The 14,153-nt window shown below is 61.1% G+C and carries 16 protein-coding genes and 1 tRNA gene; 8 read left to right on the top strand and 9 right to left on the bottom strand.

What is annotated here, in order from left to right; all coding sequences use genetic code 11:
• Positions 1 to 145: 145 nt before the first annotated feature.
• The 4 genes from SFY93_RS03675 to tesB all read right to left on the bottom strand — a co-directional run bounded on the left by SFY93_RS03675 (position 146) and on the right by tesB (position 3,832).
• A complete protein-coding gene (locus SFY93_RS03675) occupies positions 146 to 1,585 on the bottom strand; it encodes an ammonium transporter (protein WP_089263149.1) in 1,440 nt (479 codons plus the stop codon).
• 54 nt (positions 1,586 to 1,639) lie between these two features.
• A complete protein-coding gene (locus SFY93_RS03670) occupies positions 1,640 to 1,978 on the bottom strand; it encodes a P-II family nitrogen regulator (protein WP_068730208.1) in 339 nt (112 codons plus the stop codon).
• Between the two features lie 470 nt (positions 1,979 to 2,448).
• On the bottom strand, positions 2,449 to 2,787 hold the full coding sequence (locus SFY93_RS03665; RefSeq protein WP_089263151.1) for a P-II family nitrogen regulator: 339 nt from the start codon (positions 2,785 to 2,787) through the stop codon (positions 2,449 to 2,451).
• 169 nt (positions 2,788 to 2,956) lie between these two features.
• Entirely contained in the window at positions 2,957 to 3,832 is an 876-nt protein-coding gene (tesB, locus tag SFY93_RS03660; protein ID WP_089263153.1) for an acyl-CoA thioesterase II, read from the bottom strand.
• 141 nt (positions 3,833 to 3,973) lie between these two features.
• Here tesB and SFY93_RS03655 point away from each other — a divergent pair, with 141 nt between their 5' ends.
• Entirely contained in the window at positions 3,974 to 5,194 is a 1,221-nt protein-coding gene (locus SFY93_RS03655; protein ID WP_089263155.1) for a ubiquinone biosynthesis hydroxylase, read from the top strand.
• Positions 5,195 to 5,219: 25 nt separating this feature from the next.
• Here the strand turns inward: SFY93_RS03655 and SFY93_RS03650 are convergent, their stop codons facing one another.
• Entirely contained in the window at positions 5,220 to 6,182 is a 963-nt protein-coding gene (locus tag SFY93_RS03650) for a LysR family transcriptional regulator (RefSeq protein WP_320446092.1), read from the bottom strand.
• A 101-nt stretch (positions 6,183 to 6,283) separates the two neighbouring features.
• On the opposite strand from SFY93_RS03650, the gene gstA reads away from it, so the two are divergent.
• From gstA to SFY93_RS03635, 3 genes are read left to right on the top strand one after another with little or no spacing between them, the layout of a single operon-like run.
• A complete protein-coding gene (gene gstA, locus SFY93_RS03645; RefSeq protein WP_320446091.1) occupies positions 6,284 to 6,910 on the top strand; it encodes a glutathione transferase GstA in 627 nt (208 codons plus the stop codon).
• Positions 6,907 to 7,605, top strand: coding sequence for a glutathione S-transferase family protein (locus SFY93_RS03640; protein ID WP_320446090.1), 699 nt, complete (start codon positions 6,907 to 6,909; stop codon positions 7,603 to 7,605). Before gstA ends, SFY93_RS03640 begins: the two co-directional genes overlap by 4 nt.
• A 7-nt stretch (positions 7,606 to 7,612) precedes the next feature.
• Complete coding sequence (locus SFY93_RS03635; protein WP_320446089.1) at positions 7,613 to 7,942, top strand: DMT family transporter; 330 nt, start codon at positions 7,613 to 7,615, stop codon at positions 7,940 to 7,942.
• A 17-nt stretch (positions 7,943 to 7,959) separates the two neighbouring features.
• On the opposite strand, the gene SFY93_RS03630 is transcribed toward SFY93_RS03635, so the two are convergent.
• From SFY93_RS03630 to trxA, 3 genes are read right to left on the bottom strand one after another with little or no spacing between them, the layout of a single operon-like run.
• Complete coding sequence (locus tag SFY93_RS03630; RefSeq protein WP_068730204.1) at positions 7,960 to 8,160, bottom strand: Trm112 family protein; 201 nt, start codon at positions 8,158 to 8,160, stop codon at positions 7,960 to 7,962.
• A gap of 47 nt (positions 8,161 to 8,207) precedes the next feature.
• Positions 8,208 to 8,882, bottom strand: coding sequence for an LON peptidase substrate-binding domain-containing protein (locus SFY93_RS03625; protein ID WP_089263165.1), 675 nt, complete (start codon positions 8,880 to 8,882; stop codon positions 8,208 to 8,210).
• A 30-nt stretch (positions 8,883 to 8,912) separates the two neighbouring features.
• Positions 8,913 to 9,851 carry a thioredoxin gene (trxA, locus tag SFY93_RS03620; RefSeq protein ID WP_414717055.1) on the bottom strand — a complete coding sequence of 313 codons (939 nt, stop codon included), beginning with the start codon at positions 9,849 to 9,851 and terminating at the stop codon, positions 8,913 to 8,915.
• 297 nt (positions 9,852 to 10,148) lie between these two features.
• Here trxA and SFY93_RS03615 point away from each other — a divergent pair.
• From SFY93_RS03615 to SFY93_RS03600, 4 genes are all read left to right on the top strand, one after another.
• A tRNA-Gly gene (locus tag SFY93_RS03615) sits at positions 10,149 to 10,223 on the top strand.
• A gap of 160 nt (positions 10,224 to 10,383) precedes the next feature.
• Entirely contained in the window at positions 10,384 to 10,833 is a 450-nt protein-coding gene (locus SFY93_RS03610; protein WP_170849625.1) for a hypothetical protein, read from the top strand.
• Between the two features lie 257 nt (positions 10,834 to 11,090).
• A complete protein-coding gene (locus tag SFY93_RS03605) occupies positions 11,091 to 12,359 on the top strand; it encodes a PQQ-dependent sugar dehydrogenase (protein ID WP_175369329.1) in 1,269 nt (422 codons plus the stop codon).
• A 76-nt stretch (positions 12,360 to 12,435) separates the two neighbouring features.
• The gene (locus tag SFY93_RS03600) at positions 12,436 to 13,026 is read left to right on the top strand and encodes a c-type cytochrome (protein ID WP_320446088.1); all 591 of its coding nucleotides are present in this window, start codon (positions 12,436 to 12,438) and stop codon (positions 13,024 to 13,026) included.
• A 55-nt stretch (positions 13,027 to 13,081) separates the two neighbouring features.
• Here the strand turns inward: SFY93_RS03600 and panE are convergent, their stop codons facing one another.
• The gene (gene panE, locus SFY93_RS03595; RefSeq protein ID WP_320446087.1) at positions 13,082 to 14,005 is read right to left on the bottom strand and encodes a 2-dehydropantoate 2-reductase; all 924 of its coding nucleotides are present in this window, start codon (positions 14,003 to 14,005) and stop codon (positions 13,082 to 13,084) included.
• Positions 14,006 to 14,153: the final 148 nt, after the last annotated feature.

Raw genomic sequence — 14,153 nt, 5'->3', positions numbered from 1 at the left:
TACGCGGGGATCAGAATGGCTCCCCAAAAAGTGAAAGGCCCCAGCTTGCGCTGGAGCCCTTCGACGGTTGGGACATTGCCGGGTAGTGCCCCAACCGATCCCTTTGTGAGCATCCCGGACCGATGATCCGGGATGCTCGTGACGCTTACATGTTGTAGGCGCGTTCGGTGTGCTCGGTGACGTCGAGGCCTTCGCGCTCGACTTCAACATTGACGCGGAGACCGACGATCACGTCGACGACCTTGAACAGGATCGCCGAACCGACGCCCGACCACACCAACGTGGTCGCGACAGCCTTACACTGCGCGATCATCTGGGTGACCATGTCGTAGTCGCCGATCTTGCCGGCGACGTAGTCCATGACGCCCGTGCCGCCGAGGGCCGGGTTGACCAGGATGCCGGTGCCGAGCGCGCCGATGATGCCGCCGACGCAATGGACGCCGAACACATCGAGCGAGTCGTCATAGCCAAGCGAGTTCTTCACGACGGTGCAGAAGAACAGGCAGACGACGCCTGCGACCAGACCGAGAACCATCGCGCCCATCGGGCCCGAGAAGCCGCAAGCCGGGGTGACGGCGACGAGGCCGGCAACCGCACCCGATGCAGCACCGAGCAGCGACGGGTGACCCTTGGTCATCCACTCCGCGAACATCCAAGCCATCGCCGCAACCGCAGTTGCGAGGAAGGTGTTGGTCATCGCGAGAGCGGCAGTGCCCGAGGCCTCGAGGTTCGAACCGACGTTGAAGCCGAACCAGCCAACCCACAGCAGGGACGCGCCGATCATGGTCATGGTCAGCGAGTGCGGAGCCATCAGCTCCTTGCCGTAGCCGGTGCGCTTGCCGATGATCAGGCAGCCCACGAGGCCAGCAATGCCGGCGTTGATGTGGACGACGGTGCCGCCAGCGAAGTCGAGAGCGCCCCACAGGAACACCTGGCCGGCATCGGCCATGACTTCGTCAAGCTTGGCCTGAGCCGCAGCCTTCGCATCGGGAGCCGCAGCCGCAACAGCCTTGGCAGCTGCAACGATGGCGTCCGGACCAGCCCAGTACCAGACCATGTGCGCGATCGGGAAGTAGATCAACGTCACCCAGAGCGGGATGAACAGTGCAATCGCGGCGAACTTGGTGCGTTCTGCGAAGGCGCCGACGATCAGGCCGGGGGTAATGGCGGCAAAGGTCATCTGGAAGCAGAAGTAGACGAGTTCCGAGATGTTGGCGTCTGCGGTGAACGAAGCAGCCATCGAGTCAGGCGTCACGCCGGCGAGGAACGCCTTCGAGAAGCCACCGATATAGGCCGAACCGCCAGTGAACGTGATGCTGTAGCCGTAGAGAGCCCAGATCACCATCACGATGCAGGCGGTGTAGAGAACCTGCATCAGCACCGAGAGCATGTTCTTGGAACGAACGAGGCCGCCATAGAACAGGGCGAGGCCCGGGACGGTCATCAACAGAACCAGCACCGTCGAGGTCATCATCCAGGCGTTATCGCCCTTGTTGACCGTCGGATCGGCGTAAGCCGCAGTTGCGGCGAACAGGCCAACGGCGAGTGCCGCCAATCCCGCGCCAGAGGGACGCTTAAACGTCATTGTGTTTGACTCCTGATTGAAGAATGGGTGAGCGCGAAATCCGAGGAATTCGACTTAGAGGGCTGCAGCATCGGCCTCGCCGGTGCGGATGCGAACCGCGTGGTCGAGGTTGATGACGAAGATCTTACCGTCGCCGATCTGGCCGGTCTTGGCGGCCGTGGTGATGGCTTCGATGGTCTTGTCGACCTGATCGGAGGCGACTGCTACCTCGATCTTGATCTTGGGCAGAAAGCTCACCGCATATTCAGCGCCGCGATAAATTTCCGTATGACCCTTCTGCCGGCCATATCCTTTGACTTCCGTCACCGTCAAACCATGAACGCCAATGGCGGTCAGGGCATCACGGACTTCCTCAAGCTTGAATGGCTTGATGATCGCCATAACAATTTTCATGGGTCCTATCCCCGCTTGGGCCCGACCGAAAACCGACCGGGCGATCTCGACTGAGGTTCACCACGCGGAGAAGTTCACTACGCGGGCACAGCCAGACCAGATAGAATCAAATGCCGTGCCAGATCGGCGGAATTCTCTAACGGTTTATGAATCCCCAGCTTTTCGCGTTTCTCACGTGATGAGACAGAGTGCGCTATTCGGTCGCGCCCAAACTCTAGTCAATCCTGCCCAAAATGAAAGCATGACAGGCTCTCGACATATTCCTGCTTAGGCGGCGGGCAGCCCAGAGGTGTCCAAATACGTCAATACGAGGCAAAAAACTCGAAATTGTCTAATCTGCAGGCCTTCCAACTGGCGCGCGTGGAATTGACATGGTTCAACCCGGGCAAGGTCGTAGAGCTCTTCGGGCGTATTCGAGCGGACTGTGAGAGCAGCTCTGGCTGAAAGCCCAGTGGGCGCTGGCTTATTGCCTAAAGCGCGTCGCTGTCGGTCTCGCCCGTGCGGATACGCAGGGCGTGGTCGATCGGGGTCACGAAGATCTTGCCGTCGCCGATCTGGCCGGTCCGGGCTCCGGTGGAGATGACCTCGACCGCCTTGGCCGCGAGGTCGGACGCCACAGCGATTTCGAGGCGCAGTTTGGGCAGGAAGTTCACAATATACTCGGCGCCGCGATACATCTCGGTATGGCCCTTCTGTCGGCCATAGCCCTTCACTTCGGTCACCGTCATGCCGTGGACGCCGATGGCCGTCAGAGCCTGACGCACTTCATCGAGCTTGAAGGGTTTGATGATCGCGACCACGAGCTTCATGCAGGATTCCTCTTCGGGGGCGGTGTACGACCCTGCTTACGCAATCAGACAGCTTTATGCCATCCCCGTTGGCATGGCGCGTGGAAATTGGGCGGCGACCCTGCCTTCGGGGCGGGCCGTTTGCACGCCAAGACGGCGAAGCGGGATTCATGGCTGGAAGCGGAGCAACTTACGTCGCCGGCTTCTCGCGGCGCTCGCGCACTGAGCCTTCCTGCGCCACGGTCGCCACCAGCGTGCCATCGGGCTTGAAGATCAGGCCGCGCGCGAGGCCGCGACCGTTCTGGGCGCTCGGCGAATCCTGGCTGTAGAGCAGCCATTCGTCGGCGCGGAACGGGCGGTGAAACCACATGGCGTGATCGAGACTGGCCGCCATCGCCTGACCGTCGAACAAGGTGCGGCCATAGCGGGCCATGATGGAATCGAGCAGCGAAAAGTCCGACGCATAGGCCAGCGCGCACATATGGAGCGCCGGATCGTCCGGCAGCTTCGCGGCGGTACGAATCCAGAAATTAATCCGCCCCTCCGGAATCTTCTCGCCAGCATAACGCTGGAATTCCACCGGACGCAGCTCGATCGGGCGATCGGACTCGTAATAGCGGCGGATGAAATCGGGCATCTTCTCGATGATCGGATGTTTCGACAGCTCTTCCGCAGTGAGCTTGTCCGGCGGCGGCACGTCCGGCATCGGATCCTGGTGGTTGAACGAGTCCTCCTCCTCGGCGTGGAACGACACCATCATCGAGAAGATCGCGTGGCCATGCTGGATCGCGGTGACACGCCGGGTCGAATAGCTCTTGCCGTCGCGCAGGCGCTCGACCTCGTAGACGATCGGAATCTGCGGGTCGCCGGGCAGAATGAAATAACAATGCAGCGAATGCGGCATGCGGCCTTCGACGGTGCGGCACGAAGCCACCATGGCCTGGCCGATCACCTGGCCGCCGAACACCCGCTGCCAGCGCGTTTTCGGGCTGCGCCCGCGGAACATGTTCACCTCGATGGTCTCGAGATCGAGGATATCGATCAGATCGATCAGGCTCTTGGACATGTCGGCATCTTTCGCTCAGCGGCAATATTAAGGGAGGTTTACCAAGACCTTGGCCGTGCAGGCCCGGTCCCATTGCCGCCCTTGTTTCGCGATCCTGTTTCGCCCAGCTATAAGCGCGTGGCAACAGCGAGAACGGATATCATGGCGGCACAACGAGGCATTGTCATCGGCGGCGGAGCCTTCGCCGGACTGGCGCTGGCTTTGGCGTTGCGGCAGGGGCTTGGCCCCGATCTGCCGATCATTGTCGCCGATCCCGCGCTGGCGAACCGGCCGAGCCGCGATCCGCGCGCCACGGCCATCGTTGCTGCCTGTCGGCGGCTGTTTGATGCTCTCGGTGTCTGGGATGCTGTGGCTGCCGAAAGCCAGCCGATTCTCGACATGGTCGTCACCGATTCCAAGCTGGAAGACGCCACCCGTCCGACCTTCCTGACCTTCGGCGGCCATGTGGAGCCGGGCGAGCCGTTCGCACATATGGTTGAGAATCGCCGGCTGATCGACGAACTCGTGATCCGCGCCGAAGCGGCGGGCGTCGACCTGCGTGCGACCGCGGTGACGACATTCGATTCACGGGCCGACGGTGTCAGCGTCACGCTCGGGGATGGCAGTGTGATCGAGGCAGCACTTCTTGTCGCTGCCGATGGCGCGCGCTCGAAGCTGCGCGAGCGTGCGGGCATCGCGACCCATGGCTGGGATTATGACCAGTCCGGTATCGTCGTCACTGTCGGCCATGAGCGCGATCATGACGGACGTGCCGAAGAACACTTCCTGCCCGCCGGGCCGTTTGCAATTCTGCCTTTGACTGGCAAGCGTTCGTCGCTGGTGTGGACCGAGAAGCGCGCGGAAGCCGCGCGCATCGTCGCTTTGCCGGATGATGAATTCCATGCCGAGCTTGAGCAGCGGTTCGGCCTGCACCTCGGCGAGGTCAAAGCGCTCGACAAGCCGCGGGCCTTTCCGCTCGGCTACTTCGTCGCGCGCTCTTTCATCGGCGAACGGCTGGCGCTGATCGGCGACGCCGCACATGTGATCCATCCGATCGCGGGGCAGGGACTCAATATGGGTCTGAAGGATGTCGCGGCATTGGCAGAGACCATCGTCGACGCTGCACGTCTTGGGATGGATTTCGGCCAGAGCGATGTGCTTGAGCGCTATCAGCGCTGGCGCCGCTTCGACACCATGACAATGGGTGTCGCCACCAACGTGCTGAACGTCCTGTTCTCGAACGATCTGCCCTTCGTGCGCAGCATCCGCGACATCGGTCTCGGCATCGTCGATCGGTTGCCGCCGCTGAAGGGCGCGTTCATCAAACAGGCTGCGGGATTGTCGGGCGAAGTGCCGCGGCTTTTGAAGGGCGAGGCACTGTAGGCAGCACGTCATACGGTTATGCCGCTCAACGTAGTGAAGGTGTCTGATTCTTCTCGCCTTCGAACAGTGGGCGCTCGCGGATCAATCCTTCGCCGACGAGGTCGAAGAAGGCCCTGACGCGCGCCGTATTCTTCAAATCTGCATGAGTCACGATCCAGAGTTCACCCTCGAGTTCCTTGAGGGGCTCAGACAGTGCTCTTGCCACCCCAGTGTCCTGATCTGCGAGATAGCACGGCATTAGCGCGAGCCCGATGCCGGCTTTCGTTGCGATGAGCTGGTTGACCAGACTGTTTGTCCGATAGACGAAGGCCTTCGATGGCGCGGCGCGTGACAGCCAGTCGGCAGCCCCGATACCTGATGTTGTTTCCTCCCAGCCGATCAAGGAATGGCGATCGATCTCGGATGGATTCGATAACGGGCCGCCAATTGCCTCGAGATAGGCAGGGGCGGCATAGAGCCCCCACGCGATGGCCGACAGTCTGCGTCCCCAAAGATCGCCTTCTTTCGGACGGATAGGGCGCAATGCGATGTCGGCTTCGCGGCGCGACAGGCTCAGCACGCGGTTGTCGATCACCAACTCCACGACGATCCCGGGGTGAGCCTGCTGGAACGCGGCGAGAAGCGGCGTCAGCCGGCTATAGGCTAGCGTTTCGGACGACGTGACCGTCAGGCGGCCCGACAAACGATGATCGCGACCGGATATGTCGCGATCAAGCGCCAACGCCTCGTCCTCCATGCGCTCCGCGCCGGCAGCCATCCGCGCACCGGCCTCCGTCGCCTGGTAGGCACCGCCTGGAAGTCGCTCGAACAGCCGCACGCCAACCTTGTCCTCCAACGCTTTCAGGCGGCGGAAGGCCGTGGAGTGATCCACGCCGAGTGCTATCGCCGCCGCTGTCAGGCTGCCCGCGCGTTGGATGGCGAGAGCCAGCCGAAGTTCGTTCCAATCATCCATGCCGACGAAGATAGCAGTGTGGCTGCTTGCAGTCACGCAAGCGTCGCTGGCGAAATGCCAATGGGACTTGCGTCTGCGCGGGCACTACCTTGCTGGTGCGATAGCGACCCCACGACGGATGCAATGAAAGTCGAGCCATGAAACTCTATTACGCCACCGGTACCTGTTCGCTCTCGCCGCACATTGTTGCGAACGAGGCGGGTATCCCGCTTGAACTCGTGCGGGTGGATATCCGGAAGTCGCCCCACGTCACCGAGGCGGGCAGCGACTATTCGACGGTGAACCCGAACGGCTATGTGCCGGCGCTGGCGCTCGATGATGGGACAGTGCTGACCGAGGGCACCGCGATCGTTCAATACCTTGCGGACCTCAAACCCGAAAGCAGGTTGGTGCCACCTGCGGGCACACCGCAGCGTGTCGAGCTGCAATCCTGGCTCAACTTCATCGCCACTGAACTCCACAAGATGTTCAGCCCGTGGCTGTTTCACCCCGAATATGGCGCGCAGGCGGCAGATGTCGCGCGCGCAAAGATTGCAGAGCGGCTGACGTCGGTCGAACGCCATCTGGCGGCGGGCGGGCCGTTCCTGCTCGCAGAAAGCTTCACGGCGGCCGACGCCTATCTGTTCACGATCGTCGGGTGGTCCAACTTCGCAGGGGTTAATCTGTCCAACTTTCCGCATCTGCGCGACTTCATGGCCCGCGTCGAAGCGCGGCCCGCCGTACAGCAGGCCATGCGCGCCGAGAGAATAAAGGTGAGCGCATGACCGTGGGTCAGCCAGACGCGTCAGCACTGACGCTCGTCAGCCATCATCTCTGCCCTTACGTGCAGCGAGCGGCCATCGTGCTTGCCGAAAAGGGTGTCCGTTTCGAGCGGTGCTATATCGATCTCGCGCACAAGCCGGACTGGTTTCACGCGATCTCCCCGCTGGGCAAGGTTCCGCTTCTGCTTGTCCGGCGCGACGGCAATGACACCGCCGCACTCTTCGAGAGCGCGGTGATCTGCGAATACATCGAAGAGACGCAAACAGGCGTGCGGCTTCACCCATCCGATCCGCTCGAACGAGCCGGGCACCGTGGCTGGATCGCGTTCGGCTCGTCGATCCTCGCGGATCTGTGGGGATTTGAGACGGCCACCGACGCGAACAGCTACGAAGCGAAGCGGAAGATGTTGGCCGGCAAATTCGGTCGCATCGAGAACGTGCTAACCGCAGCGCCGTTTTTCGCGGGGGAGCACTTCAGTATGGTCGATGCGGTTTACGCGCCGATCTTCCGCTACTTCGATGTGTTCGATACCATCGCTGACACGGAAGTCTTCGCCCACACACCCAAGGTTCGGGCATGGCGCGCAGCGTTACGCGGACGTCCGAGCGTAGCGAACGCCGTCACGGCCGATTACGCCGACCGGTTGCGTGCATTCCTCGCCGAGCGCGACGCACATCTTCTCAAGATCGCAGCATGAGGCAGCCATGAGCCAGGGCGTCGCATGGCTGCTACTGATCGTTGCCGGGCTTCTGGATGTGGGGTGGGCGATTTCGATGAAATATGCCACGGGTTACACCCGACCGGGCTGGACCATCCTGTCGCTGATTTTCCTCGCCGCGTTCGTCTACCTGCTCGGCCGGGTTCTGGAGGTTCTGCCGGTCGGGTCCGCCTACGCGGTATGGGTCGGGATCGGTGCAGCCGGGACGGTCCTGTTCGGAAGCGTGCTGTTTGGCGAGTCGATGACTCTGCTGCGCGGCGGCGGGGTTGCCCTCATCGTCGCGGGCATCGTCGCCCTGAGATTTGCGCCGGCATGAGCCGCCACATCAGAAACTCAGTCGATCTTCCGCGCTTCTTCCGGCAGCATGATCGGAATGCCATCGCGGATCGGATAAGCAAGCTTGGCCTGGCGCGAGATCAGCTCCTGGCGGGCCGCATCGAATTCGAGTTGCCCCTTGGTCAGCGGGCACACCAGAATCTCGAGCAGCTTGGCGTCGACGGTGCTTTCGGCGCGCTCGATTGGCGGTGTGGTCATGGGTGCGCTCCGGTGATGCGGTCGTTGATCATGGTTATTTATCAGAATTACTGCAGCGGTGGGTCGCCGCTGGTGCGCTTCTTGGCCAGATCCATTTCAGTGACAGCGATCAGGATCTCGGCGCGGGTCTTGAGATCGGGCGCTTCGAGCATCGCCTGCTTCTCTGGCGGACCATAGGGCGACATCATCGCCAGCGCGTTCACCAGGGCCTCGTTGGGCGCCTTGTCGATGCCTTCCCAATCCACTTTCAGGTTGTTGGCCTTGAGGAAATCGGTGAGCACCGCGAGCAGCGCGGCCCGGTCGACATCATCTTCGCCCTTGCGTGCGGTGAAATCGTCGATGAAGGGGAAGTAGTCGACCTTGCACTGCCGATATGCCGTCAGCACCGAGAGTTCCCGCACCACTTCGAAACGGGAAACGCCGGTCAGTTCGAGGATGTAGCGGCCGTCACCGGATTCGGCGAGCTGGGTGATGCGCCCGACACAGCCGACCTTGAACAGTGCCGGCTTGGCCTCATCCGGCGAATGCGCCGCATCGGGCTGGATCATGCCAATCAGCCGGTGCCCGTCGCGAAGCGAATCGTCGATCATCGCCAGATAACGCTGTTCGAAAATGTTCAGCGGCATCTGGCCACGCGGCAGGAGCAGTGCGCCCGGCAACGGAAAGACCGGGATCACCTCGGGAAGTTCGGCAGGCCCGCGATAGTCGGCATTGATGGGCATGTCCGGTTCCGATTCGTCACACGAGAAGAATTACGAGAACAGGATAGTCGATAACCGCCTGCGGCCGTCAACGGTGGCCTCATCCGTTGGTCCCCAAGCGTCGAAGAACTGGATCAATTGCTTGCGGGCGCCGTCGTCATCCCATTTGCGATCACGCTTGACGATTTCAAGCAGGTGACCCGTGGCCTCACTGCGTTGATTGGCGCCATTGAGCGCGATCGCAAGGTCGAAGCGGGCCTGATGGTCGAGCGGATTAGCGGCAACCTTCTGTTCCAGTTCGGTGACCGGACCGAGCGCACTGGCCTGTTCGACCAGATCGATCTTGGCCTGCACGGCCTTGACCGCAGCGTCCTCACGCTTCGCGACCGGGACGAGCTCAAGGGTCTGCTTGGCCTGCTCGATGGCGCTGGTCTCGACGTAACAGCGGGCAAGGCCAGCAATGGCGGCGATATTGCCGGCATCGGCGGCAATCACCTCGCCATAGATCGAAGCGGCGGTGGCCGGATCGCCCTCAGCCAGAATCGCTTCGGCTTCCTGAAGCAATTCGGCAGCCGTCGGCTCGGCGCCGGGCATGCCGGCTGTCAGCTTGTCGATGAACGCATTGACCTGGCTCTCCGGAACCGCACCCATGAAGCCATCGGCCGGCTGGCCGTTGACGAAGGCGATCACGGCGGGGATCGACTGGATGCCCATCTGGCCGGGAATCTCCGGATTCTCGTCGATGTTCATCTTGACCAGCTTCACCTTGCCCTTGGCGGCGGTCACGGCTTTCTCGATGACAGGAGTCAGCTGGCGGCACGGACCACACCAAGGCGCCCAGAAGTCGATCAGGACCGGCTGGCGTTTGGATTCCTCGATGACGTCCTGCACGAAGGTGCGGGTGGTCGTGTCCTTGATGAGAGCGGTTGCTGCCTGCGGCGTCGAACCTGCCTGCGGCGCCTGTGCGCCGCCCTGATCCATGATGGTCACGTGAACCTCGCTCGATGTCTGAAAATTTGGCTGCTTCTAGCATGGCCTGAGCGATTAAATGGCGTCCGTGACAGTAATTTGCAATCCGGTGAAATAGGTCCGGCAGGGACCGATTCGACCCGAGAGGCGACATTTCGCTGTTTTGACCCATTTTCTGGGCAAAATCGGGCTCAAAGGGCCATAAACCGCGATTAACTCGTCGCGATCCGAGATGCAGTCTAACTGTTGCATTCGCCACCGGCATTTGGCATAGGTCTGCGCGTCGGCGGCGAGCAATCGCCGCCTGTCTTCTCGGATGCGGGTGTAGCTCAGTGGTAGAGCACGACCTTGCCAAGGTCGGGGTCGAGGGTTCGAATCCCTTCGCCCGCTCCAGAATTTTCCTGGTTTTTTGGCATCAGTTTTATCGATCACAGGCCGCCGTCCGGCGGCCTTGTCGTTTGTGATCCGCAGGCACGCAGATCCGCCCCGCATCGCTTGAAATCATCGGGCGTTGGGCAGACAATCCACGGGCGAAGCGGGTACGAGACTGACGATGCCGTCGACCACTGATTCCAACCTGGAAATTGCCAAGCGTGCCAATGACGAGGCGCGGGCGGATTTTGCGACCTGGGTGATGATGGCGAAGCTGAAAAGCCTCGACGCGCTGCCGCAGGAAGCCCAGACATTCTATGCGGGCTATCTCGCGCTGCTGGCGCGTGGCAAACAATCCGAGCCAGCCGCGGCCGAAGCCACCATCCAGACTGTCTACCGCAGCTATTATTCCCGCATGGGCGGCACCGGCATCGCGCCCATCATCAAGACGGCTTCGAGATCAAGACCAATGCCCGACGACAACAATAACAACGTCACGCCTTTTCGCCGGATCAAGCCCAACACGCCACCGCCCCCGCGCGAAAAGAAGAAGCTGCCGGTCGCGTTGATCTTCATCGGGTTGATCTTGCTGGCCGTGGCCTGGCGCTATCTCACCAAGGGCAGCCTTTAAAAAACGTAGCAGTGATCGCGCGTTGATGCGGTGCGATGCGCCAATTGCATCAGGCTACTGGAACTAACTTTCAAAATTTTTTTCAAGATGTCGTCGTGATGGCGACGTCTTTCATTTGCGCGAGCGTTAGTTGCGCTTTTCACCTGCGACATTTGTGCTAGCATCTCACTGTCTGAGAAAATCACAGACCAATAAAGTTCGTCTCGAACGTTCAATAAGACATAGCAGCCGCAACAAGCTGCACAGGGAGTGACGCGATGAAATCGATGACTGGTCGATCCGTTGTTGCGTGCGCCGCCATCCTCGCTACGGCGATCGGCATGGCCTCGCTCAATCAAGCGAGCGCACAACAAAAGCTCAAGAGCTACAAATCCGATACCAAGGAATTCTGGACCAATCCGCCGGACGACTGGTTCCTCGGCGACGAGACCGAAGCGCAAAAGGGCCTCGCGCCGCCGTCGGGTCCGCCGACCGGTGCGTCCGATGCCGAACTCGCAGCCATGATGAAAAAGATCAAGCTGCCGCCGGGATTCAAGATCGAGGTCTATGCGTCCGGCGTGCTGGCGGCGCGGCAGATGGCTTGGGGCGATAAAGGCACACTCTTTGTCGGATCGTTCGGCCTCGGCAACGTCTATGCGATCACCGACAAGGGCGGCAAGAAAGAGGTCAAGACCGTCATCAAGGGCATGAAGATGCCGACGGGCATCGCCTTCCAGGACGGTGCGCTCTATGTGATCGATATCAACAAGCTGATCAAATACGAGAATGCCGAGGCGAACCTCGACAAGCTCGGTGATGGCAAGGTGGTCTATGACGACATGCCGTCATTCGCGGCGCACGGCTGGAAGTATCTAGCGCCCGATAAAGACGGCTGGTTCTACGTTCCGTTCGGACCTCCCTTCAACATCGGCATTCCGCCGACCAGCCTCTCGCAGATCCGCCGTGTCGATCCCAAGACCGGCAATGCCGAAATCGTTGCGCTGGGCGTGCGCAACTCGGTGGGCGGTGACGTCGATCCCCGCACCGGCAAATACTGGTTCACCGAAAATGCGCGCGACTGGATCAGCGACGATATGCCGAGCGACAAGCTCAACATGATCTCGAAGCTTGGTGAGCATTTCGGCTATCCGCATTGCCATCAAGGCAACATGCCGGATCCGAAATTCGCCATGGGGCACAAGTGTTCGGAATTCACGCCGCCGGTGTTGAATCTCGGCGCCCATGTCGCACCCCTGGGGATGAAGTTCTATACCGGCAACATGTTTCCTGCCGAATACAAGAACAACATCTTCATTGCCGAACACGGCTCGTGGAACCGGCACAAGTATCAGGGCGCACGTATCAAGCGTGTGATCGCCGGGCCGGATGGCAAGAACGCCAAGCAGGAGATCTTTGCCTCCGGCTGGATCGAGGGTGACCAGGGTTATCTCGGCCGCCCTGCCGATATCGTTCTGGCCAAGGATGGATCGCTGCTGATTGCCGACGATTGGGCAGGCGCAATCTATCGCATCAGCTACGCCAAGTAAGTCATGCGTCACGCGAGGCTGGAGTCGCTTCATAAGCGGCTCCAGCCTCGCGCATTCTGGAATGGGAATGTCGCTCATGCATCGTTCTGTACTCGCGGCCGTTATTATCTTTCTCGCGCTTGGTTCTGGCTCTGGTCCGATCGATGCTGCCGATATCGCCGCCGGCAAGGAGAAAGCCGAGCTCTGCAGTGGATGTCATGGCGAGAACGGCCTCTCGCAAATGGAGAACGTGCCATCGCTCGCCGCCCAGCCGGATCTGTTTATCCAGTGGCAGCTGGTGTTCTTTCGTTCAGGCACGCGCAAGAACGAACAGATGCAGCCGATCTTGGAGCAGATCGACAACAACGACATCCGTAATCTCGGCGCCTATTTCGCTTCGCTGAAGCCGCCGGAGGGCAAAAAGCCCGATGACAATCCGGATCTGTCGGCCAAGGGCGCGCAAGCGGCGGTCGGCCGTCGCTGCGCGTCGTGTCACACGGAGAGTTATGCCGGCACCAAGGCAGTGTCACGCATTGCCGGGCAGCGCGAGGACTATCTCGTCAAGGCGCTGCGCGATTACAAGTCCGGCGTCCGCGCCGGTGGCGGCATGGCAGCGATGGCTGAGGTTGCCTATTCGCTCAGTGAAGAAGAGATCACTGCGCTGGCGCATTATCTGGCGCATCTATGAGGGGAAATCCGTAGCCCGGAGTGCGATTGGGTTGATCCGGGCTACGTTGCGATGCTTACGCTACCCGCTGATGCTCATACGCCTTGAGATGCGTATAGATCATCCGCAGTCGCGGCACGGCGACCTTGGCGGCATCGGCGCGGGCGATGACATCGCCGACGATCTGGTCGGCCTCGATCTGCGCCTTGTTGAGGATGTCGCGATACATCGAGGCGGTCATCTTCGAACCCTCTGCTGTCAGCATGCCCTCGGTGCGTTCGAGGAAGGCTGCCCGCGGTGCGAAGCCGTTGGCCTTGGCGACGCCACTCATCTCATCGCGCACGCCGAGGATGAAGTCGCGGCCGCCAGGTGCCGCGACGATGTCACCGACAGCGCCGCGCATGGCGCTGGTCGAGCCGGCAATCGTCGCCAGGAACACCCACTTCTCCCACATATCCTGCATGATATTCTCGGAGGCCGCGCCTCCAAAGTTGCCGGTCGCCATGATCGCAGCGATCGCCTTCACGCGATCTGAACTGCCGCCCTTGCGTTCGCCGAAGCTGAGCACCTGCATCGGCGCCATCTGGACGACCTCGCGCGCGTCGTTGAGCGTTGCAGCGATCTGGCATTGGCCGCCCATGACGTTCTCGGCGCCGAACTTCTTCTCCAGTACGTCGAGATGCTTCATGCCGTTGAGCAGCGGAATGATCGCCGTGTTTGGCCCAACCGCGGGTGCAAAGGACGCGATGGCGTCGTCGAGGTCGAAGGCCTTGCAGCTCAGCAGCACGACATCGAATTTCTCCTTGATCGAATCGGCCTGCACCGTCGGCGGATTCTTCAGGGTCACGTCGCCGTGCGGGCTCTTGATGACAAGGCCGGCGCTTGCCAGCTCACCGGCGCGCTTCGGGCGAACCAGGAAAGTGATGTCATTGCCGGCCTGCAACAGCCTGCCGCCGAAATAGCCGCCGATGGCACCGGCGCCGACCACGAGAATACGCATTGGGATGAGTCCATGTTGGATTGGAACGTGAAGCTGTCAAACAGTAGCCCGTCATTGCGAGCGAAGCGAAGCAATCCAGTTCCTTGTCGATGCAGGGCTGGATTGCTTCGTCGCAAGGGCTCCTCGCAATGACGGCTGTGGTGTGAGC

Origin of the sequence: Tardiphaga sp. 42S5 (assembly GCF_034044155.1) — a bacterium.
GTDB classification, from domain to species: Bacteria; Pseudomonadota; Alphaproteobacteria; order Rhizobiales; family Xanthobacteraceae; genus Tardiphaga; species Tardiphaga robiniae.
The sequence above is the reverse complement of the archived record's forward strand: the minus strand, read 5'-3'. Positions and strand labels throughout refer to the sequence as shown.